Raw genomic sequence first — 20512 nt, 5'->3', positions numbered from 1 at the left:
AGAAAATGATAGCTCAGAAACCGCGCAAATGCTTGCTGAGTCACACCGGCGCGATTTTAGCCGCCGGAGTTATAAATATCGGCGCCGACCGGAACGAATTCATCCTCGGGGTCATCAAGCCAGCCATCGGGAAGCGCGACCTTGGAGGGCGAGCCCTGGCGCCCGCGCGCACCATCGGCATCGGCAGCCAAAGCATCAGAATCCGCCCAAGGGGCCAGCAATTCGCGCAGGCTCTCTAAGGAATCTACCTTGGCTAGGCCGGCGCGCACCTGCCCGCCGACGGGGAAGCCGCGCAGGTACCAGCCAATGTGCTTGCGGATGTCCCTGGATGCGTGATCCTCGCCCTCGTGCTGTGCGAGCAGCTCCGCATGGCGCAGGATTACCTGGGTGACCTCGCCTAAGGTGGGCTCGGCGGGGATAGACTCGCCGCGCAGGGCAGCGCCCAGCTCTGCGAAAAGCCACGGCCGGCCCAGGCAACCTCGGCCCACCTGCACGCCATCGCAGCCGGTGGCCTCCATCATGCGGCGGGCGTCATCGGCGCGGAAAATATCGCCATTGCCCAGTACCGGAATACCGGTATCCGCGAGGTGTTCCTTGAGCCGGGCGATCTCATCCCACCGGGCATCGCCGGAATAGCGCTGTGCGGCCGTGCGACCGTGCAGGGTTACGGCGGCGGCGCCGGAATCCACGGCAATGCGCCCTGCATCGAGGTGCGTATGGTGCTCGTCATCGATGCCTACGCGCATCTTCACCGTGACGGGGATATTCGTGCCCTCGGTGGCCTTGACTGCAGCGGAGACGATATTGCCAAAGAGGCGGCGCTTATAGGGCAGGGCAGAGCCGCCGCCACGCCTGGTTACCTTGGGAACGGGGCAGCCAAAGTTCATGTCGATGTGGTCCGCCAAATTCTCATCCACGATGATCTTGGCTGCTTTATAGGTATATTCCGGATCCACCGTATAAATCTGCAGGGAACGCGGATCTTCATTCGGGGCAAAGGTGGTCATGTGCATGGTTTTCTCGTTGCGCTCCACCAGGGCCCGCGCGGTGACCATCTCGCAGACATACAAGCCCGACACCGTCCCGGTGCGGGCCAGCTCCTGTTCCCTGCACAACGTGCGGAAGGCAACGTTGGTTACCCCCGCCATGGGGGCGAGGATGACGGGGGAGGAGAGATCATAGTTTCCAATGCGCAAATTCACGCCCTAATTGTGCTCGTTAACCGCAGAATTTAGCAACTGAAACGAAGGTGGCGGTTACTGAGGAATCCCATTATTGGGGTGAACGTCACAAAATGATGGTGGCGAAAACGTTAATTTTCGCTACTGTGGTCTGTGTAACTAAATTGGGTTGGCCGTAACAGCGGTCTACTCGTATATGAAGGAGGATGACAGTTGTCCGATAGAATCGCATACGCCCCGTTTGAGAAGCTCGTAGTTTCTGCAGAGGAGGCTGCGAAGTACGTCAACAATGGTGACCGCGTAGGAATCTCCGGCTTCACCGGTGCCGGTTACCCTAAGGGCTTGCCTACCGCCATTGCAGATAAGGCGAAGGCGCTGCACGAAAAGGGCGAAGAGTTCAAGATCGACCTCTTCTCCGGTGCTTCTACCGCCCCTGACTGTGACGGTGTTTTGGCAGAGGCAGAGGCCATTAACTTCCGCTCCCCATACAACTCTGACCCGCTGCTGCGTAAGCAGTTCAACGACGGCACCGCGCTTTACCAAGATATTCACCTGTCCCACTTGGGCCAGCAGGTAGAAGAGGGCTTCTACGGTGACTTCCAGGTAGCCATTATCGAGGCCGTACGCATTACCGAGGAAGGCAATATCGTGCCGTCCTCCGCAGTGGGCAATAACCTCGAATTCGTCGAGGCTGCAGACAAGATCATCATTGAGATCAACGAGTGGCAGTCCGAGAACCTTGAGGGCATGCACGACATCTACCGCATCGACAAGCTGCCTAACCGCCAGCCCATCCCGATTAACAAGCCTGGCGACCGTATCGGTACCACCTACATGGAGATCCCGGAGGAGAAGGTCGTTGCAGTTGTCAAGACCAACTCGGCAGACCGCAACGCTCCATTCCGCGAGCCAGACGAGACTTCTGAGAAGATCGCCGCTAACTTCATCGAGTTCTTGGAGGGCGAGGTTGCTGCAGGCCGCCTCGAGTACGACAAGTTCATCATGCAGTCCGGTGTGGGTAACGTGCCGAACGCCGTGATGGCAGGCCTTTTGGACTCCAAGTTCGAAAACATTCAGGCATACACCGAGGTTATCCAGGACGGCATGCTGGACCTTATCGATGCCGGCAAGATGACCGTGGCCTCTGCAACCTCCTTCGCGCTGTCGCCGGAGTACGCAGAAAAGATGAACGCGGAGGCAGACCGCTACCGCAACCACATCATCCTGCGCCCGCAGCAGATTTCCAACCACCCTGAGGTCATCCGCCGCGTCGGCCTGATTTCTTCCAACGGCATGATCGAGGGAGATATCTACGGCAATATCAACTCCACCAACGTGTCCGGTTCCCGCATCATGAACGGCACCGGTGGCTCTGGTGACTTCACCCGTAACGCGTACATCTCCACCTTCGTGTCCCCGTCCATCGCGAAGGATGGTGCCATCTCCGCTCTGGTTCCGTTCGTGTCCCACACGGACCACACCGAGCACGACACCATGGTCATCATCACCGAATACGGTGTGGCTGACCTGCGTGGCTTGGCTCCAAAGCAGCGCGTAGAGAAGATCATCGCCGTGGCTCACCCAGACTACCGTCCGCTGTTGGAGGAGTACTACGAGCGTGCGAAGCAAAACAAGTTCCAGCACACCCCGCACGACTTGAAGACTGCCTTCGATTTCCAGGTTAACTTCATGGAAAAGGGTGACATGCGCGGTTAATCCCCACCGCCACGGCAAAGGAGGGCCTCCCAGCTGGGAAGCCCTCCTTCTGCTTTGTGTGGATACTCTCAGGCGAGGGGTTAATTAGGAGATCTAAAAGTCAACACGCTAATATAGAGCGACGTTGGGCCTTTAGCTCAGTTGGTAGAGCTACGGACTTTTAATCCGCAGGTCGTGGGTTCGATCCCCACAGGGCCCACATCAGGAGCCGCCTTCGGGCGGCTCCTTTTCTAGTTTTTCACGAGCTTCTTAATGGCGTGCATAGCCTCCGCTAGCTTCTCCTTAGCCACCTCGCCGTCCTCGGCCGCCGCGCCGGCCACGCAGTGCTCTATGTGGTCTTCTAGGAGCGCCAGAGAGACGTTTTCTAGCGCTGATGTCACCGCGGAGATTTGGGTGATGATATCGATGCAGTACTGGTCCTCATCGACCATCCGGTGAATCCCGCGCGTTTGGCCTTCGATGCGCTTTAAGCGCGCCAGATAACGCGCTTTGCTCTTACTATCGGCGTTGTATCCGTGTACATCTGGTTCGTGGCACGAACAGGTTTTCTGCTGCTCAGACATGGTTAAAACTCCTTCTGGGGGAGCGATTTTGTTTCTTGGTGATGTCTCCAGTATATTTCTAGAAGTCGCCAAGAAGCGACTGGCCCCCATCGTCTAGCGGCCTAGGACACTGCCCTTTCACGGCAGCGGCACGGGTTCGAATCCCGTTGGGGGTACCAACACCCTTGTGTTGGTACGAAATAATTTTTCGTTTGGCCTTGTGGCGCAGTTGGTTAGCGCGCCGCCCTGTCACGGCGGAGGTCGCGGGTTCAAGTCCCGTCAAGGTCGCATTCTGAACAGTACACGCTTCGGCGGGTACTGTTCTTTTTTGGTTTTGGACGGTTGCTTGCAGGTGCCACACCGCTAACGGGGCATCGGCAAGCGCAGCGGAAAAATAGGCATTGTAGTGCTGATTTGTGTTGTTTCCTGACGCCTGTGTAAAGTAACTACCCGTGCCCAAGGGGCACAAAAACTGAAAATGGCCTTGTGGCGCAGTTGGTTAGCGCGCCGCCCTGTCACGGCGGAGGTCGCGGGTTCAAGTCCCGTCAAGGTCGCGGAAACCTTCGGGTTTCTGGCCAGATAGCTCAGTCGGTAGAGCACACGCCTGAAAAGTGTGGGGTCGCCAGTTCGATCCTGGCTCTGGCCACAACTATGGTCCTTCCTTATTATCAAGGAGGGGCCATTTTTGGTTTAATGGGGGACATGGAAAAAGCAATTTCTCATCAGACCGATCTGTCCCGTTTCGTGCTTACCGTTGATGGTGTGGAAGCGGGGATCTGCGAGTATGTAGATTCCGGTGATACCCGCGAGTTCAACCACACGGTCATCGGGGATGACTTCCGTGGACAGGGCTTGTCCTCACCGCTGATTAAGGCTGCCCTGGATAAAACCCGGGAGTCCGGCATGAAGGTCATCGCCACCTGCTCTGCTGTGGCGCACTTTATGGAAAAGAACCCCGAATACCAAGATCTGCTGCGCGGTTAAGCACAGCAAAAAGCGGCCCACACAGGACTGTGGGCCGCTTTTAGTCTATTTAGATGTAATAGTCCGGATCCACGAGCTTGACCCGCTCATGCCTATTTGAAGGCCGATTCTTGGCGGGGATGCCCACCGCGATGTGATCTGCCGGTACGTCCTTCGTCACAACGGCGTTGGCCCCGATGGCGGAACCGGCCCCGATGGTGATGGGGCCTAAGACCTTGGCGCCCGCGCCGATGGTGACGTTATCTTCCACCGTGGGGTGGCGTTTGGTCTGGGTGAGCACCTGACCGCCCAGCGTCACGCCGTGGTAGAGCATGACGCCATCGCCAATTTCCGCGGTTTCGCCGATGACAATGCCCATCCCGTGGTCGATAAAGAAGCGGCGCCCGATGGTGGCGCCTGGGTGGATCTCAATGCCGGTAAAAAAGCGGTTAATTTGGGCCAGGATGCGCGCAGGACCCCGCAGGCTACGCTTCCACAGCCAGTGAGATACGCGGTGCGACCAGATGGCGTGCAGGCCTGAATAGACGATCGCGTTCTCAACGTCGCCGCGGGCGGCCGGGTCGTGGTCGCGGGCATTGGCTAAATCTTCGCGGATATATTTAATAATGCTCATGCGGACTATAGTACTGATCACAAAAAGGCACCCGCCAAGATTGGCGGGTGCCTTTTATTCACGGACTAGGCTGGGGGGGGGCTAATTATGCCTCGCGGATGTCCTCGAAAAGAACGGTGGAAACGTAGCGCTCACCAAAGTCCGGCAGGACAACGACGATGGTCTTGCCCTCGAACTCGGGGCGCTCAGCCAGCTTCAGTGCGGCCGAGAGGTTTGCACCGGCGGAAATACCAACAAGCAGGCCCTCCTCGGTAGCAAGGGCGCGGGAGAGCTTGATGGACTCCTCGAGGGAGGCGGTCAGAACCTCATCCAGCTGCTCGCGGTCGAGCACGTCCGGTACGAAGTTGGCGCCCAGGCCCTGGATCTTGTGCGGACCAGCCTGGCCTTCAGACAGCACAGGGGAGTCAGCCGGCTCAACAGCAGCGAGGTGGACGTCTGGGTTCTTGGACTTCAGGTAGCGGCCTGCACCGGTGACGGTGCCGCCGGTGCCGACGCCTGCGACGAAGGCATCGACATTGCCCTCGGCGTCTTCCCAGATCTCCGGGCCGGTGGTGTCCTCGTGGATCTTGGGGTTGGCCTCGTTAGCGAACTGGGAAGCCAAGATGGCGTTGTCGCGCTCGGCGACGATTTCGTTGGCCTTATCAACCGCACCCTGCATACCGGCAGCGCCCGGCGTCAAGATGATTTCTGCACCGTAAGCGCGAAGCAGGACCTTGCGCTCATTGGACATGGTCTCTGGCATGGTGAGGACAACGTCGTAGCCCAAGGTGGCGCCGGCCAGAGCCAAGGCAATACCGGTATTACCGGAGGTGGCCTCAACGATGGTGCCGCCTGGCTTCAGGTCGCCGGACTCCTCGGCGGCCTTGATGATGGCCAGACCGATGCGGTCCTTAACGGAGTTACCAGGGTTAAAGGACTCCACCTTGGCCAGCACGGTGGCACCCTTGCCCTCTGCCAAGCGGTTAATGCGGATGAGGGGGGTACCGCCGATGGTCTCTAGGACATTGTTGTAAATAGCCATTTATTAGGACTCCTTTGGGAATCATATTCGTGGTCAAATCAGGTACAAGCGTAAGGATACACTATTTAAGTAGACAGAGTGGTATATTTATTACAGACAACCTATTCGGGCATGAAATGTGGGATTCGCAGCCGCGGAGGCAAAGGGACGATTTCGAATTACCCCCACTTGCTGTCTATAATTCCACGTAGTTACCCGCTGGTCCCCAAGTTTTCGGGGATATCGGGTGCACCTACTTGGTTACCCCCGACGAGGAAAGAGTCTCATGGAGTCGCATCGCCTCAAAGATGATGAAGAATCCGTACGCGCGGCACTGTCGTCTCTCAAAACCGCCACCGGAATCCCAGTGACGATGTACGCAACATTATTGGCGGATAATCGCCTACAAATTACCCAGTGGGTGGGCCTGCGTACACCGGCGCTGCAGAATCTGCTTATCGATGCCGGCGTGGGCGTCGGCGGGCGCGTCATCACCACCCGCCGCGCGGTGGGCGTTTCGGACTACACGCGTGCCACCACCATTTCCCACGAGAACGACAGCGTAATCCAAGACGAAGGCCTGCACTCGATTGTTGCGGTACCGGTTACCGTGCAGCGTGAAATCCGCGGAGTGCTTTACGTTGGCGTGCACTCCCCAGTGCGCTTGGGGGATAAGGTCATCGAGGAAGTTACGATGACGGCGCGGACCCTGGAGCAAGACCTCGCGGTCAATTCCGCGATGCGCCGCGCCGATGGTGGAAAGGGGGGCGCCTCCCGCGGCCATGCCATGAACGGTGCGGAATGGGAACAGGTTCGTTCCACCCACTCCAAGCTGCGCATGCTGGCCAACCGCGTCGAGGACGAGGAGTTGCGCAAGGAACTTGAGGCACTCTGCGATCAGATGGTCTCCCCCGTGCGCGTGAAGCAATCGACCAAGCTTTCCGCCCGCGAACTCGACGTCCTCTCTTGCGTGGCACTCGGCCACACCAACGTGGAAGCGGCGGAAGAAATGGGCATCGGCGCCGAAACCGTCAAATCCTACCTGCGCTCTGTAATGCGCAAGTTGGGGGCGCACACTCGCTATGAAGCCGTCAATGCCGCCCGCCGGATCGGCGCGTTGCCCTGATAACCGGTAGCGTAGAAAGCTGTGAAAGATCAGTTTATTGTTTCCGGCGGTGCCCGCCTTGCAGGCACCGTCAAAGTAGATGGCGCCAAAAACAGCGTCCTTAAGCTCATGGCCGCCGCATTGCTGGCGGAGGGGACGACGACGCTGACCAATTGCCCAGAGATTCTGGACGTACCTTTGATGAAGAAGGTGCTCGAGGGCTTGGGCTGTGAGGTGACAATTGATGGCAGTACCGTCCGCATCACCACCCCCGCGACGCCGCAATCGAACGCGGACTTTGATGCGGTCCGCCAATTTAGGGCATCGGTATGCGTCCTAGGCCCACTGACCTCGCGCTGCGGGCATGCGAAGGTTGCGTTGCCCGGCGGTGATGCGATTGGCTCGCGCCCGCTCGATATGCACCAGACCGGCCTAGAAAAACTCGGCGCCACCACCCGCATTGAACACGGCGCTGTGGTTGCTGAGGCCTCCGAGCTTCGCGGTTCCACAATCCGTTTGGACTTTCCGTCCGTTGGCGCGACCGAAAACATCTTGACCGCCGCCGTCTTGGCCGAAGGCACCACCGTCCTCCACAATGCCGCCCGCGAGCCCGAGATTGTGGACCTGTGCGAGATGATGAAATCCATGGGCGCCAATATCGAAGGCGCAGGTACCTCCGAGGTCACCATCCACGGCGTGGACCGGCTTAACCCCACGGAGCACGAGGTCATCGGTGACCGCATCGTGGCCGGCACTTGGGCTTATGCCGCCGCCATGACGCAAGGCGATATCACCGTCGGCGGCATTGCCCCGCGCCACCTGCACCTTCCGCTGGAAAAGCTGAAGTCCGCCGGTGCGGATATTGAAACCTATGAAAACGGCTTCCGCGTGCGCATGGAAAAGCGCCCCACCGCGGTGGATTACCAGACGTTGCCTTTCCCAGGCTTTCCGACGGACCTCCAACCCATGGCCATCGGCATTTCCGCCATCGCCGAAGGAACCACCGTGATCACGGAGAACGTCTTTGAATCCCGGTTCCGCTTCGTTGACGAGATGCTGCGCCTGGGTGCCGATGCCCAAGTTGATGGCCATCACGTGGTGGTGCGAGGTAAGGAGCATCTTTCCTCTACGCATGTATGGAGTTCCGATATCCGCGCCGGCGCTGGCCTGGTTCTTTCTGCACTGTGTGCCGACGAAGCCACGACCGTTCACGATGTCTTCCATATCGACCGCGGCTATCCCCACTTTGTGGAGAACCTTTCGCGGCTTGGAGCCACCATCGAAAGGACGCAGGAAGAAGAAATCTTCTAATTAACCTCTCCCCAGTACGCATTTTCACGGTGTGTACTGGGGATTTGTGTGTTTTCTGGAGTGGGGTGTAACTTTATCGAAGTCGCCGAGAGGTAGCCGGTTGGTTACTTTTGAGTGACTTTTTGTACTGACTTGGTTCGAGGATTTGACTTGGTTCAGGTTGTTGGGTAAGTTGGTACGAGCCGCCGATGAGAGGTTAACGTTTGGTTAATTTTCTTGTGGTGTGTGGATGTTGTTTGAGAACTCAATAGTGTGCCAATGTACTTATTTTTTATTTTTGTGTGCATGGTTGTGTGTTGATTGGTCTGTTGGCCAGCGAATCTTGTGTGGTTTGTTGGTTGGTGTGTGCCGGTAAGGTGTTGGAATACGCATCTTTTTGAATACTGTTTAGTGTTTCGGCTGCATTGATGGATTGGTTGGCATGTGATTGTGTTCAACTTTTTGTCTCCCTTTTTTGCCCCGTCGGGTTGGGGAGGCAATGATTTTTCTTTGTAGTAATTTTTGGACGCCAGCATGGGCCTGCTTTTGTGTGGTTTGTGGTGGTTTGTTCTTTTGGTTAGGTTTGGGCTTTTCACGGCCTTTTCAGTGTTTTGCTGAAATTCTTTTTGTGGAGAGTTTGATCCTGGCTCAGGACGAACGCTGGCGGCGTGCTTAACACATGCAAGTCGAACGGAAAGGCCCTGCTTGCAGGGTACTCGAGTGGCGAACGGGTGAGTAACACGTGGGTGATCTGCCCTGCACTTCGGGATAAGCTTGGGAAACTGGGTCTAATACCGGATAGGAGCCATCTTTAGTGTGGTGGTTGGAAAGTTTTTTCGGTGTAGGATGAGCTCGCGGCCTATCAGCTTGTTGGTGGGGTAATGGCCTACCAAGGCGGCGACGGGTAGCCGGCCTGAGAGGGTGTACGGCCACATTGGGACTGAGATACGGCCCAGACTCCTACGGGAGGCAGCAGTGGGGAATATTGCACAATGGGCGCAAGCCTGATGCAGCGACGCCGCGTGGGGGATGAAGGCCTTCGGGTTGTAAACTCCTTTCGCTAGGGACGAAGCTTTGTGTGACGGTACCTAGATAAGAAGCACCGGCTAACTACGTGCCAGCAGCCGCGGTAATACGTAGGGTGCGAGCGTTGTCCGGAATTACTGGGCGTAAAGGGCTCGTAGGTGGTTTGTCGCGTCGTCTGTGAAATTCTGGGGCTTAACTCCGGGCGTGCAGGCGATACGGGCATAACTTGAGTGCTGTAGGGGTAACTGGAATTCCTGGTGTAGCGGTGAAATGCGCAGATATCAGGAGGAACACCGATGGCGAAGGCAGGTTACTGGGCAGTTACTGACGCTGAGGAGCGAAAGCATGGGTAGCGAACAGGATTAGATACCCTGGTAGTCCATGCCGTAAACGGTGGGCGCTAGGTGTGAGGGTCTTTCTACGACTTTCGTGCCGTAGCTAACGCATTAAGCGCCCCGCCTGGGGAGTACGGCCGCAAGGCTAAAACTCAAAGGAATTGACGGGGGCCCGCACAAGCGGCGGAGCATGTGGATTAATTCGATGCAACGCGAAGAACCTTACCTGGGCTTGACATACACTAGATCGCTGCAGAGATGTAGTTTCCCTTTGTGGTTGGTGTACAGGTGGTGCATGGTTGTCGTCAGCTCGTGTCGTGAGATGTTGGGTTAAGTCCCGCAACGAGCGCAACCCTTGTCTTATGTTGCCAGCATTTGGTTGGGGACTCATGAGAGACTGCCGGGGTTAACTCGGAGGAAGGTGGGGATGACGTCAAATCATCATGCCCCTTATGTCCAGGGCTTCACACATGCTACAATGGTCGGTACAATGCGCTGCGACACTGTGAGGTGGAGCGAATCGCTGAAAGCCGGCCTTAGTTCGGATTGGGGTCTGCAACTCGACCCCATGAAGTCGGAGTCGCTAGTAATCGCAGATCAGCAATGCTGCGGTGAATACGTTCCCGGGCCTTGTACACACCGCCCGTCACGTCATGAAAGTTGGTAACACCCGAAGCCGGTGGCCTAAACGTGTTAGGGAGCCGTCGAAGGTGGGATCGGCGATTGGGACGAAGTCGTAACAAGGTACCCGTACCGGAAGGTGCGGGTGGATCACCTCCTTTCTAAGGAGCTTTTTATTGGGCTGCAGTTGCAGCCAATGGCCCACTGTTTGTGGGTTGCCCACTGTTGTTTGATGGTGGGTTGGTGGTTGAGTAGGCGAGTGTTCTGCTGCCACCGCATTATGGAAATTCCGGGTAGGACATACACCTTAATCAGCAGGACCGAGTGTTGAGACAGTGCTTTGTGACATGCGTAAAAGTGTCCATGCATACAAAAATGAGTGTTTAGTGGTAAGTCGTTGGTGCATTGTTGGGTGTCTGGGGCATTATCCCCTTTTTTGTGTGCCTGACTGGTTGATGGATGCTGCCTTTGTTGGTGGTGTTGGTTGCTGGTTCGGGGTGTTGTGTGAGAACTGTATAGTGGACGCGAGCATCTGCATGGTGCCACTTGCTTTGTGTGGGTGGTGTTTCATGTGTGTGATGTGATTTTTCTTTTTGTTTATTTTGTCAAGTTCACTTGTTGCTACCGCACGTGGGCTGCGTGACCTTTTGTTGGTTGTGTGGTTTGTGTGTGGTGGTTGGTGTGTTCGTTATTTAGGGCGCATGGTGGATGCCTTGGCATGCTGAGCCGATGAAGGACGTGTAAGGCTGCGTTAAGCCTCGGGGAGTTGTCAATAAAGCGTTGATCCGAGGATGTCCGAATGGGGAAACCTGGCCCTGGTTATGTGGGGTTACCCTTCAGTGAATTCATAGCTGTTGTGGGGGTTACGCGGGGAAGTGAAACATCTCAGTACCCGTAGGAGGAGAAAATAATAATGATTCTGCTAGTAGTGGCGAACGAACGTGGATGAGGCTAAACCGTGTGCATGTGATACCTGGTAGGGGTTGTGTGTGCGGTGTTGTGGGGCCTGATTTTGTGTCATCTACCAGTGGCACGCCCTGTGCATTGTTGTTAGGTGAAGTGGTTTGGAATGATCTACCGGAGTAGGTGAGAGTCCTGTAGCTGAAGATGATGATGTGGGGGTTGTTGGGTTCCCGAGTAGCAACGGGCTCGTGGAATCTGTTGTGAATCTGCCGGGACCACCCGGTAAGCCTAAATACTCAGTGTGACCGATAGTGGATAGTACCGTGAGGGAATGGTGAAAAGTACCCCGGGAGGGGAGTGAAATAGTTCCTGAAACCATGTGCTTACAATCCGTCAGAGCACCTTGTGTGTGTGATGGCGTGCCTTTTGAAGAATGAGCCTGCGAGTCAGCGGCATGTCGCGAGGTTAACCCGTGTGGGGTAGTCGTAGGGAAACCGAATCCTAATGGGGTGGTTAGTGGCATGTCCTGGACCCGAAGCGGGGTGATCTACCCATGGCCAGTGTGAAGCAGCTGTAAGAGGTTGTGGAGGCGCGAACCCACGTAGGTTGAAAACTGCGGGGATGAGCTGTGGGTAGGGGTGAAAGGCCAATCAAACTCCGTGATAGCTGGTTCTCCCCGAAATGCATTTAGGTGCAGCGTCGTATGAGCTTGGTGGAGGTAGAGCGACTGGTTGGTTGAGCGGGACTACAATCTTAGCAATGTCAGCCAAACTCCGAATGCCATCAATTGTGTTGTGCGGCAGTGAGACTGTGGGGGATAAGCTTCATAGTCGAGAGGGAAACAGCCCAGATCGCCGGTTAAGGCCCCTAAGGGTGTACTAAGTGGAAAAGGATGTGGGATCGCGAAGACAGCCAGGAGGTTGGCTTAGAAGCAGCCATCCTTGAAAGAGTGCGTAATAGCTCACTGGTCGAGTGGTTCTGCGCCGACAATGTAGTGGGGCTCAAGTACACCGCCGAAGCCGCGGCAAGCAACAGTTTTTGTTGTTTGGGTAGGGGAGCGTCGTGCATGGGTGGAAGCGTTACCGTGAGGAGGCGTGGACTGTGTGCGAGTGAGAATGCAGGCATGAGTAACGAATTGTAAGGTGAGAATCCTTACCGCCGGATGACTAAGGGTTCCTGGGTCAAGTTCGTCTTCCCAGGGTGAGTCGGGACCTAAGGCGAGGCCGACAGGCGTAGTCGATGGATAACCAGTTGATATTCTGGTACCCGTACATGTGCGCCCATGATGAAGCACTGATACTAACCACTGCGGATACGCTACCTAGCATTCTTTGAGTGTTGGTGGTGTTGATGTCGTGGGGCCTGATGTGTGGTTCAAGTGATGGGGTGACGCAGTGAGGTAGCCGCGCCACTTAGTGGATTGGTGGTGTAAGCGTGTAGGCCGTGTGGTAGGTAAATCCGCTACACATGTGGTTGAGGCGTGATGCGTAGACCCTAAAGGGGTTGATGGTGGTGATCCTGTACTGTCGAGAAAAGCCTCTAGCGAGTGTGTGTATGGCCCGTACCCTAAACCGACACAGGTGGTCAGGTTGAAGATACTAAGGCGTTCGGGTGAACTGTGGTTAAGGAATTCGGCAAAATGCCCCCGTAACTTCGGGAGAAGGGGGGCCCTGTGATGTGAAGACCCTTGCGGTTGGAGTGTTGTGGGGTCGCAGAGAATAGAGGGAAGCGACTGTTTATCAAAAACACAGGTCCATGCGAAGACGTTAAGTTGATGTATATGGACTGACGCCTGCCCGGTGCTGGAAGGTTAAGAGGACCGGTTAGTGACTTTTTTGTTGCGAAGCTGAGAATTTAAGCCCCAGTAAACGGCGGTGGTAACTATAACCATCCTAAGGTAGCGAAATTCCTTGTCGGGTAAGTTCCGACCTGCACGAATGGCGTAACGACTTCTCTGCTGTCTCGACCACAGGCCCGGTGAAATTGCATTACGAGTAAAGATGCTCGTTACGCGCGGCAGGACGAAAAGACCCCGGGACCTTCACTATAGCTTGGTATTGGTGTTTGGTTCGGTTTGTGTAGGATAGGTGGGAGACTGTGAAGCTATCACGCTAGTGGTGGTGGAGTCGTTGTTGAAATACCACTCTGATCGGATTGAGCATCTAACCTTGGCCCATGATCTGGGTTGGGGACAGTGCCTGGTGGGCAGTTTAACTGGGGCGGTTGCCTCCCAAAATGTAACGGAGGCGCCCAAAGGTTCCCTCAGCCTGGTTGGCAATCAGGTGGTGAGTGTAAGTGCACAAGGGAGCTTGACTGTGAGACAGACATGTCGAGCAGGGACGAAAGTCGGGACTAGTGATCCGGCACCTACTTGTGGATGTGGTGTCGCTCAACGGATAAAAGGTACCCCGGGGATAACAGGCTGATCTTCCCCAAGAGTCCATATCGACGGGATGGTTTGGCACCTCGATGTCGGCTCGTCGCATCCTGGGGCTGGAGTAGGTCCCAAGGGTTGGGCTGTTCGCCCATTAAAGCGGCACGCGAGCTGGGTTCAGAACGTCGTGAGACAGTTCGGTCTCTATCCGCCGCGCGCGTTGAAACTTGAAGAAGGCTGTCCCTAGTACGAGAGGACCGGGACGGACGTACCTCTAGTGTGCCAGTTATCCCGCCAGGGGTATCGCTGGTTGGCTACGTACGGAAGGGATAACCGCTGAAAGCATCTAAGCGGGAAGCCTGTTTTAAGATGAGGTTTCTTTTGAGGTCCCCTAAAGACTATGGGGTAGATAGGCCAGACTTGGAAGCACTGTAAGGTGTGAAGGCTACTGGTACTAATTGACCAAAACAAACACACCACAACAACCCAAACAATGTTTGGATATGTTGGGTGGACTTGTGAAGCGAGTAAACAAATAAATGAACACATTATTGTGTGTCGCGTCCACTATGCAGTATCTGACACAACACCCGCACACAGTGTGGTGGGTAGTGTTCTTTTAGGTTTGTCGGTGGTTTATAGCTACAGGGAAACGCCCGGTCCCATTCCGAACCCGGAAGCTAAGCCTGTACGCGCTGATGGTACTGCAACCGGGAGGTTGTGGGAGAGTAAGTCACCGCCGACACCAAACAACAAACAACAAAATAGTGTTTATACGGTAGTCCCCGAAAGACCACCACCCCGAATAATTGTGGGTGGTTGGTGTTTCGGGGACTACTTGTCGTTTCACCCCTGCTTGTATTTGCGACGTGTACTCTGTCGAGCAGGGGGAATGTGTGGTGGGGTGTCGTGGTTTTACCCCCTAGTGTCAGGTGTGGTGGGTAGGGTGAATCCCTGTTAGACGAAAACACATTCGACATTTATGAGGGTGTAGTACACCCCGGGGGATACGACCACGATGACAAGTAGCACACCACCACCCACCACGACAGACCACGAGCTAGTAGGCGAGTCCATGACGGCAGATACCCGTAAAGCCGGCGCGCCACTGGACTACGACACCAACACTGATCCTGATTACGACTCTGATGGTGAGGCTGAGGGGGAGGTACCGGTAGTCTTTTATGCCACCAACACACCCGGCAACCCTATTGCCGCAGCTGGAGCACACGCCCGAAAAAACTCCTGGTTTTTCTACCAATCACTTTTGCCAGACCTCGACGACGACGTGGACTTGACACTGACCAGCCTGGCTAAAGACCTAGGCCTAACCTATAGCACCCTGTCGGGGATTATCAGGGCACACTTCCGCATGCAAGAACTACCGCTAGTGGCAGCCACGAATTCTGAGCAGTGGATCCTGGATACACCACGCCTGAGGGTTATCGACAGGGAAATAGAACGTATAGGCGACAACCACGACCACATAGGCCTAGTCGATGCCGCCCTAGCAGACTTCCTCACCCCGACAGCACCGTGCCAGCATGTACCCACAGTGGCAGAAATCCGCCGGTTTATCCGCGACTTCATCGACACCCACAATCTCACAGACGAAGACACCGACGAGGTCGAGCCCACCCTTAACGTGTCAGTGCATAACAACCGCGCCACTATCAGTCTGACGTGTGATAAAGCTACGGCCGCTATTATCGCCCGCCACATCGATTCCCAAGCCGACAATAATCAGTGTGGTGCCGGTGAGGCGCTTATCCAACTCATCCTGGATGACACGCATACGGGCCTGACCCCCGGAAAGTAGACACGACGCGGGTTAGCTATGCTGCTTGGGTCAGTGTAGCTGATGTGAGTGCTTCGAAGTCATCGGGGGCTAGAAGGTTGCACCAGGAATGCCGTCTGCGGGTGTTGTAGCGCATGCACCATCGAAAGACTTCCTGCCGGCAGATAATGGGATTATCAAAGACTTTCCGATCACGCAGAACTTCACGCTTTAAGGTGGCGTTAAATGACTCTGCCAGGGCATTATTGAAGCGTCCTGGGTTTAGTTCCTACCTCAGCTAAGGAAGGATTGAACTATGCCTAGAAAGTATTCCGTCGAGTTCAAGGAGAAGGCGGTCCATCAGATCATCGAAATGGTCCGCCTGGAGTCTTGCTCACTGCAACGCGCCTACACGGAGGTCGGTGAGCTGCTTGGAGTATCTCACCACACGTTGCGGGCTTGGTACCGTGACAGCGCTTCAGTACGTGATGACTCTGACGCTTCAGGCGGCGAAACAATGGAAGAAGAGCTCAAGCGTCTGCGCCGAGAAAACCGCGAACTGAAACGAGCAAACGGGATTCTTAAGACTGCTTCGGCTTTTTTCGCAGCGGAACTCGACCGACCCACGACCAAATGATCTCTTACATCGACGCGTATAAAGATCAGTTTGGGGCCCGGGTCCATCTGCAGAGTCCTTAAACAAGCAGATCGTGGATTCATCACCTCACGCGGCTACCGCAAAGCCACCACACGTGTTCCCAGCGCAAGAGCCTTAAGCGATAGCCTGCTCATCCCAGAGATACAGCGTGTGCATGCGGAAAACTTCTCGGTCTACGGCATCCGCAAAATGTGGCACGCCATGAACCGTGAAGGCTTTCATATCGGCCGCGACAAGACCGCACGTCTGATGAAACTCGCAGGTGTTTCCGGCCGCCGACGTGGACGAACCCCTGTGACAACGATTAGCCCGAAGGCACCGGATCATCGCCCAGACCTAGTGCGCCGAAACTTCCGTGCGCAGGCACCAGGCAGGCTTTGGGTTGCCGACATTACCTACGTTCGCACCCTGTCAGGATTCGCCTACACCGCGTTTGTCGTGGATGTCTTCAGCCGAAAAATTGTTGGTGTTGCTACACGCTCGACAATGCGCACCGACGCGCTGCCCATGGAGGCATTGGAACATGCGTTAACGACTGCAGGACGAATCCATGGAAACCAACTAATTCACCACAGCGATCGGGGCAGCCAGTACGTGTCACTGAAGTATTCCACCGCGCTAGCTGAGTCAGGAATCCGCCCGAGTGTGGGAACAATCGGCGATTCTTACGACAATGCACTAGCCGAAACAGTCAACGGTCTCTACAAGGCTGAACTGATTCATGTCCAAGGCCCGTGGACGTCGGTCGGAGAAGTCGAACTGGCCACCTTGCGGTGGGTGCATTGGTGGAACACCAAGCGGCTTCATGAAGCTTTGGACTACGCCACCCCACAGGAAGTAGAAACCGAGTACTATCTCACCCAGCCCATCAACACAGGGCCGTAAAAGAAGCGGAACTAAACCCAGGACGCTTCATGCGAAAGACACCACAGATCCACGCGCGGATTTAATGCTAGGCATTTTAGGTTCGTTTGCGGAGTTTGAGCGGGCCATTATCCGCGAACGCCAAGCAGAGGGGATTGCGCTGGCGAAAAAGGCAGGAAAGTACAAAGGCCGCAAGCCTGCTCTTAGCCCGCAGCAAGTAGCGGAGATTAAGCAGCGCACAATGGCAGGGGAGTCGAAAGCAGCCTTGGCACGGGAATTCGGAGTCACTCGCCCTACTGTGTATCGGGCGTTGAAGAACGCATAGATGCGGCGATGGGGGCGGGTGAATATACGCCCCACGGCGCTTGCCACATGGCAGGACATTTACGGTTCCAGGCACGCCTACAGGTAGCCTTACGCACATTTCCCCTCGTGGGCGGCTTTTACAAGGGCTGGCGAAGGCACGCCCCCAGGTCTCGCTAGCGTGTGGTTTTACCTGCACTTTCTCCGCCTGGGCAACGTTCACCGAATAAAGAGAAAGGGCGCCCCCACCTTGAAGAATCGGAGCTGTCGACGCCGACGATAATCGGAGCTGGACCGGTGAGAAATGTCAAGTCAGGTTCCTTCCTAAAAGGTCATGTGGTGGGCGGACGAGGTATCAGCTTGGGCGGAGACTGCAGGATGTGGTTCCCTATCAGAGGTGGACGAGTTCGATGCCTGCAAGTGCGATGCCTGTGACGAGAATGGTTGAGGCTGCGGCCAGGATGAAGGGTCGGGCTCCGACCCGGATGAGGTTGCGGATCTTCACCCCACATCCCAGTCCAAACATTGCGGCGGACAACAAAGCCGTTTGCGCGAGGCTTCCTGCGTGGATGAGGCCCTCGGGCAGGTCCAGTGTGGAACGGAGCACGATCATGACCAGGAAGCCAATGATGAACAGTGGGACGATCGCAGGACGCTTTTCATCGGGTTTGACGTTTCCTGACCGGCGTTGGCGAATGCTCAAAATCGCGACGATCGGGGCGAGCAGCAGGACGCGGGCGAGTTTGACGATGACGGCGACAGCCAGCGCCCCGCCGCCGATTATTCCTCCGGCGGCGACAACCTGAGCGATCTCGTGGATGGAGCCACCGGCCCACATGCCGTTGAGTTCAGGCTCCATGCCCAGCAGCTGGCCGAGCAAGGGAATCGCCGGAATCATGAGTGTGCCGAAGATGACCACCAAGGCCACGGCGGTGACCACGTCCTCTTCGTCTGAGTCGGTGACCCCTTCGACTCCGGCCACAGCGGCGGCGCCGCAAATAGAGAAACCACATGCTATGAGCAGAACCTGGGCGGAACGCATCTTCATCAGCCGCCCGATCAGGATGGTTCCGAAAATGCCTCCGGCCACGATGCACACGATGACCACGAGCATGGGCGCACCGAGGGAGACAATGTCTGAGAGCACCAGTTGCAGGCCCAGGAAGACGATTCCCAATCGGAGCAGCTTCTTGGAAGCCAGCGTCAGTCCCGGTGCCGTGGACTCGGGTAGGCGAACCACGTTGGTCAGGGCGATGCCGAGCACGATCGCGACGATCAGTGGGCTGACACCGGGAAGGAAGACGTTAACGGTCATCGCGATTGCCACAGCGACCGCACACAAAAGCAACCCGGGGGAATATTTTTTCAGTGCGTAGGAGCCGCGGCGGGCTGTTATGGGATCTGTCTGTTGTATTTGCGTTGACATACTTCCATACTTCACTGATCCCCGTCAGCCCGCTAGACGGCAATTTCGCATCATGGTATATGCTTTTGATATGAGCGAAGCTTGGCCGAACCTTCAAGTACTGGAACTCTTCGTTGCCGTGGTGGACGAAGGCAGCGTGGGGGCAGGCGCACGGAAAGTGGGGATGGCGCAGCCCAACGCAAGCCGAGCCATCGCGGAGCTGGAGACGGGGATGAAAACGGCTTTGCTTGAGCGCAGCCCCCGCGGTTCGGAACCGACGGCACTGGGGTTGTTGCTGGCTGTTCAAGCCCGTGAACTACTTGATGCCGGGCAACGCTTCAACGATTGGTCACGGTCTAGCCGCAGCAACGAAACGTTGGAACTTCGTGTGGGGGCCAGCATGACCATCGCAGAAACCCTGCTACCGGTCTGGCTGACAGAGTTGAAACGTCGATTGCCGCCGGTCCGCATCGAGGTGCAGGTGCTGAATTCGGCGCAGGTTCTCCAAGAAGTGCAAAGGGGCATTCTTCAACTGGGTTTCGTTGAGACCCCGAACGTTCCCATGCGGTTGAATGCCCGGGTCGTCCAAGAGGATGAGTTGCTGGTAGTTGTCGCTCCCAACCATGAATGGGCGAACCGTACGAGCAGGATCGGTTTGCAAGAGCTGGCGGAAACCCCCTTGGTTGTCAGGGAGCCTGGCTCAGGTACCCGCGAGGCGCTGCAAGAGGTGTTGGCTGGGGCCGTCACTGTCGAGCCGATGCAGGTGCTTGCCAGCAACGCCGCGGTGCGCGTTGCTGTTGCTTCCGGGGCGGGTCCTGCTGTCCTGAGCGAACTCGCCCTTCGTAGCCAGCTCGAGAGCGGGGACCTGTTGCGCGTTCCCTTTGAGGGTCAAGGGATCAGCCGCCCCCTGACGGCCGTCTGGTCAGGACCTCGACGATTGACAGGAGTCGCGGCCGAACTGGTCGCTGTGGCCGCTGCCAAACCGTAGCCGGTGGCAGCAAGTCCCGTCTTCGAAGAAGTCATCAGCATCCGTACAAGATGCTCCCCCTGTAGTCCCGAGCCCCAAGCAGTGCCCGTGCCTTGGGCGGTCTGACATGCCAACCCTTCCGGCTCAACATCGTCCGCCTCTTACCCGCAAGCCATGAATTAAATACGGGGTAGAGAGTTGTAAATAACCCGGACCGGCTGAGAATTCGGCAAGGCAGCACCTTCTTGAATCCGCATGGTTCCTCGGCCATGTGCTTTACTCTCGTCTGAGCGCGAGTTTGCCTCGAGCCCTCCGGGTCTGTACTTTCGCCAGGGCAGCCAGGGCATCTGCAAACGGATAAACCTGCTCAAGCTCCAAATGAATCTCCCCTGCGGCGATCTGCTCCATGAGTTGCACCAAATCATCGAGAACGTCCATTTGATAGGGGACCCCGTTATGTGTATGCCACGTTCGGAGATGTGTGCATCTCCGGAGATCGACACCAATGTTCCACCGTCCTTCACGACGGGCAAACTTTCCGCCGAGGTGCCCGGTTGCACCGCCAAGACAGCGTCGACGCCATTGGGCATCCACTCCAGGATCTGCTCGCGCCAATGGGGGTTGCCGTAGTCAACTACCTTGTGCGCGCCGAGCGAAAGCATGTAGTCGTGATTGGGTTTCGACGCGGATGCGGCAACGTGCCATCCGCGTTGGCGTGCAAGTTGGATGGCGACCGTGCCGATCGCCCCCGAGCCACCAGCAATGAAGAGCGACCCGTCAACGGGCGCTGAACTGCAGGTTTGGCTTCCAAACGAAAAGGACGCCCCACCCGCCAAAAAATTGAACTG

General features: G+C 56.4%; 13 protein-coding genes, 5 tRNA genes, 3 rRNA genes and 3 pseudogenes. 16 read left to right on the top strand and 8 right to left on the bottom strand.

The genetic code is table 11. The features are described from left to right. Positions 1–56 precede the first annotated feature (56 nt). A complete protein-coding gene (dusB, locus tag ACLI1O_RS09810; RefSeq protein WP_284849497.1) occupies positions 57–1202 on the bottom strand; it encodes a tRNA dihydrouridine synthase DusB in 1146 nt (381 codons plus the stop codon). Between the two features lie 192 nt (positions 1203–1394). Here dusB and ACLI1O_RS09805 point away from each other — a divergent pair, with 192 nt between their 5' ends. After that, entirely contained in the window at positions 1395–2897 is a 1503-nt protein-coding gene (locus tag ACLI1O_RS09805) for an acetyl-CoA hydrolase/transferase family protein (protein WP_284849496.1), read from the top strand. 126 nt (positions 2898–3023) lie between these two features. Beyond that, positions 3024–3096 (top strand) — tRNA-Lys (locus tag ACLI1O_RS09800). 31 nt (positions 3097–3127) lie between these two features. Here the strand turns inward: ACLI1O_RS09800 and ACLI1O_RS09795 are convergent. Continuing rightward, a complete protein-coding gene (locus ACLI1O_RS09795; protein WP_284849495.1) occupies positions 3128–3460 on the bottom strand; it encodes a metal-sensitive transcriptional regulator in 333 nt (110 codons plus the stop codon). Positions 3461–3542: 82 nt separating this feature from the next. Between ACLI1O_RS09795 and ACLI1O_RS09790 the strand changes: the two genes are divergently transcribed. From ACLI1O_RS09790 to ACLI1O_RS09770, 5 genes are all read left to right on the top strand, one after another. Then, a tRNA-Glu gene (locus ACLI1O_RS09790) sits at positions 3543–3618 on the top strand. Positions 3619–3653: 35 nt separating this feature from the next. Continuing rightward, a tRNA-Asp gene (locus ACLI1O_RS09785) sits at positions 3654–3727 on the top strand. A 192-nt stretch (positions 3728–3919) separates the two neighbouring features. Beyond that, a tRNA-Asp gene (locus ACLI1O_RS09780) sits at positions 3920–3993 on the top strand. Positions 3994–4012: 19 nt separating this feature from the next. Beyond that, positions 4013–4085: transfer RNA gene (locus ACLI1O_RS09775), tRNA-Phe, on the top strand. Positions 4086–4141: 56 nt separating this feature from the next. Then, a complete protein-coding gene (locus tag ACLI1O_RS09770; RefSeq protein WP_284849494.1) occupies positions 4142–4423 on the top strand; it encodes a GNAT family N-acetyltransferase in 282 nt (93 codons plus the stop codon). Positions 4424–4472: 49 nt separating this feature from the next. On the opposite strand, the gene epsC is transcribed toward ACLI1O_RS09770, so the two are convergent. Then, positions 4473–5036: a serine O-acetyltransferase EpsC gene (gene epsC / locus ACLI1O_RS09765; protein WP_284849493.1), complete on the bottom strand. Its 564-nt coding sequence runs from the start codon at positions 5034–5036 to the stop codon at positions 4473–4475. An 85-nt stretch (positions 5037–5121) separates the two neighbouring features. Beyond that, positions 5122–6057 (bottom strand): cysteine synthase A, encoded by a 936-nt coding sequence (cysK, locus tag ACLI1O_RS09760; RefSeq protein ID WP_284849492.1) that lies wholly within the window; start codon positions 6055–6057, stop codon positions 5122–5124. A 265-nt stretch (positions 6058–6322) separates the two neighbouring features. Here cysK and ramA point away from each other — a divergent pair, with 265 nt between their 5' ends. From ramA to ACLI1O_RS09730, 6 genes are all read left to right on the top strand, one after another. After that, positions 6323–7162: an acetate metabolism transcriptional regulator RamA gene (gene ramA / locus ACLI1O_RS09755; RefSeq protein WP_005279642.1), complete on the top strand. Its 840-nt coding sequence runs from the start codon at positions 6323–6325 to the stop codon at positions 7160–7162. Positions 7163–7183: 21 nt separating this feature from the next. After that, the gene (gene murA, locus ACLI1O_RS09750; protein WP_284849491.1) at positions 7184–8452 is read left to right on the top strand and encodes a UDP-N-acetylglucosamine 1-carboxyvinyltransferase; all 1269 of its coding nucleotides are present in this window, start codon (positions 7184–7186) and stop codon (positions 8450–8452) included. Positions 8453–9056: 604 nt separating this feature from the next. Further along, positions 9057–10574 (top strand): 16S ribosomal RNA (locus ACLI1O_RS09745). Positions 10575–11094: 520 nt separating this feature from the next. Then, positions 11095–14167: ribosomal RNA gene (locus tag ACLI1O_RS09740) — 23S ribosomal RNA — on the top strand. 150 nt (positions 14168–14317) lie between these two features. After that, positions 14318–14435: ribosomal RNA gene (gene rrf, locus ACLI1O_RS09735) — 5S ribosomal RNA — on the top strand. Together the 16S, 23S and 5S rRNA genes form the textbook arrangement of a ribosomal RNA operon. A gap of 273 nt (positions 14436–14708) precedes the next feature. Continuing rightward, positions 14709–15509, top strand: a complete 801-nt coding sequence (locus ACLI1O_RS09730) for a hypothetical protein (protein WP_349819666.1) — start codon at positions 14709–14711, stop codon at positions 15507–15509. Positions 15510–15525: 16 nt separating this feature from the next. On the opposite strand, the pseudogene ACLI1O_RS09725 reads toward ACLI1O_RS09730, so the two are convergent. After that, positions 15526–15735, bottom strand: a pseudogene (locus ACLI1O_RS09725) (integrase core domain-containing protein); the annotation flags it as partial. Positions 15736–15783: 48 nt separating this feature from the next. On the opposite strand from ACLI1O_RS09725, the pseudogene ACLI1O_RS09720 reads away from it, so the two are divergent. After that, positions 15784–17010: pseudogene (locus ACLI1O_RS09720) on the top strand (IS3 family transposase). Continuing rightward, positions 16979–17314 carry a recombinase family protein gene (locus tag ACLI1O_RS09715; protein ID WP_255342555.1) on the top strand — a complete coding sequence of 112 codons (336 nt, stop codon included), beginning with the start codon at positions 16979–16981 and terminating at the stop codon, positions 17312–17314. Before ACLI1O_RS09720 ends, ACLI1O_RS09715 begins: the two are co-directional and overlap by 32 nt. A 369-nt stretch (positions 17315–17683) precedes the next feature. On the opposite strand, the gene ACLI1O_RS09710 is transcribed toward ACLI1O_RS09715, so the two are convergent. Further along, positions 17684–18718 (bottom strand): YeiH family protein, encoded by a 1035-nt coding sequence (locus ACLI1O_RS09710; RefSeq protein WP_005277667.1) that lies wholly within the window; start codon positions 18716–18718, stop codon positions 17684–17686. 70 nt (positions 18719–18788) lie between these two features. On the opposite strand from ACLI1O_RS09710, the gene ACLI1O_RS09705 reads away from it, so the two are divergent. After that, a complete protein-coding gene (locus ACLI1O_RS09705) occupies positions 18789–19685 on the top strand; it encodes a LysR family transcriptional regulator (RefSeq protein WP_034654218.1) in 897 nt (298 codons plus the stop codon). A gap of 255 nt (positions 19686–19940) precedes the next feature. Here the strand turns inward: ACLI1O_RS09705 and ACLI1O_RS09700 are convergent, their stop codons facing one another. Together ACLI1O_RS09700 and ACLI1O_RS09695 are read right to left on the bottom strand one after the other, a co-directional pair. Further along, entirely contained in the window at positions 19941–20102 is a 162-nt protein-coding gene (locus ACLI1O_RS09700; protein WP_284849560.1) for a zinc-binding dehydrogenase, read from the bottom strand. A 110-nt stretch (positions 20103–20212) separates the two neighbouring features. Next, positions 20213–20500: pseudogene (locus ACLI1O_RS09695) on the bottom strand (zinc-binding dehydrogenase); the annotation flags it as partial. Positions 20501–20512: the final 12 nt, after the last annotated feature.

Origin of the sequence: Corynebacterium sp. LaCa78, from assembly GCF_046717505.1 — a bacterium.
Lineage (GTDB): Bacteria > Actinomycetota > Actinomycetes > Mycobacteriales > Mycobacteriaceae > Corynebacterium.
Note: the sequence above shows the minus strand (reverse complement) of the source record. Positions and strands in the feature narration are given on the sequence as shown.

Coding starts and splice junctions, on each gene's coding strand:
- ACLI1O_RS09710 (WP_005277667.1), bottom strand. CDS start 18,718: ATGTCAACGCAAATACAACAGACAGATCCCATAACAGCCCGCCGCGGC.
- ACLI1O_RS09795 (WP_284849495.1), bottom strand. CDS start 3,460: ATGTCTGAGCAGCAGAAAACCTGTTCGTGCCACGAACCAGATGTACAC.
- ACLI1O_RS09730 (WP_349819666.1), top strand. CDS start 14,709: ATGACAAGTAGCACACCACCACCCACCACGACAGACCACGAGCTAGTA.
- ACLI1O_RS09770 (WP_284849494.1), top strand. CDS start 4,142: ATGGAAAAAGCAATTTCTCATCAGACCGATCTGTCCCGTTTCGTGCTT.
- cysK (WP_284849492.1), bottom strand. CDS start 6,057: ATGGCTATTTACAACAATGTCCTAGAGACCATCGGCGGTACCCCCCTC.
- epsC (WP_284849493.1), bottom strand. CDS start 5,036: ATGAGCATTATTAAATATATCCGCGAAGATTTAGCCAATGCCCGCGAC.
- ACLI1O_RS09700 (WP_284849560.1), bottom strand. CDS start 20,102: ATGGACGTTCTCGATGATTTGGTGCAACTCATGGAGCAGATCGCCGCA.
- ramA (WP_005279642.1), top strand. CDS start 6,323: ATGGAGTCGCATCGCCTCAAAGATGATGAAGAATCCGTACGCGCGGCA.
- ACLI1O_RS09705 (WP_034654218.1), top strand. CDS start 18,789: ATGAGCGAAGCTTGGCCGAACCTTCAAGTACTGGAACTCTTCGTTGCC.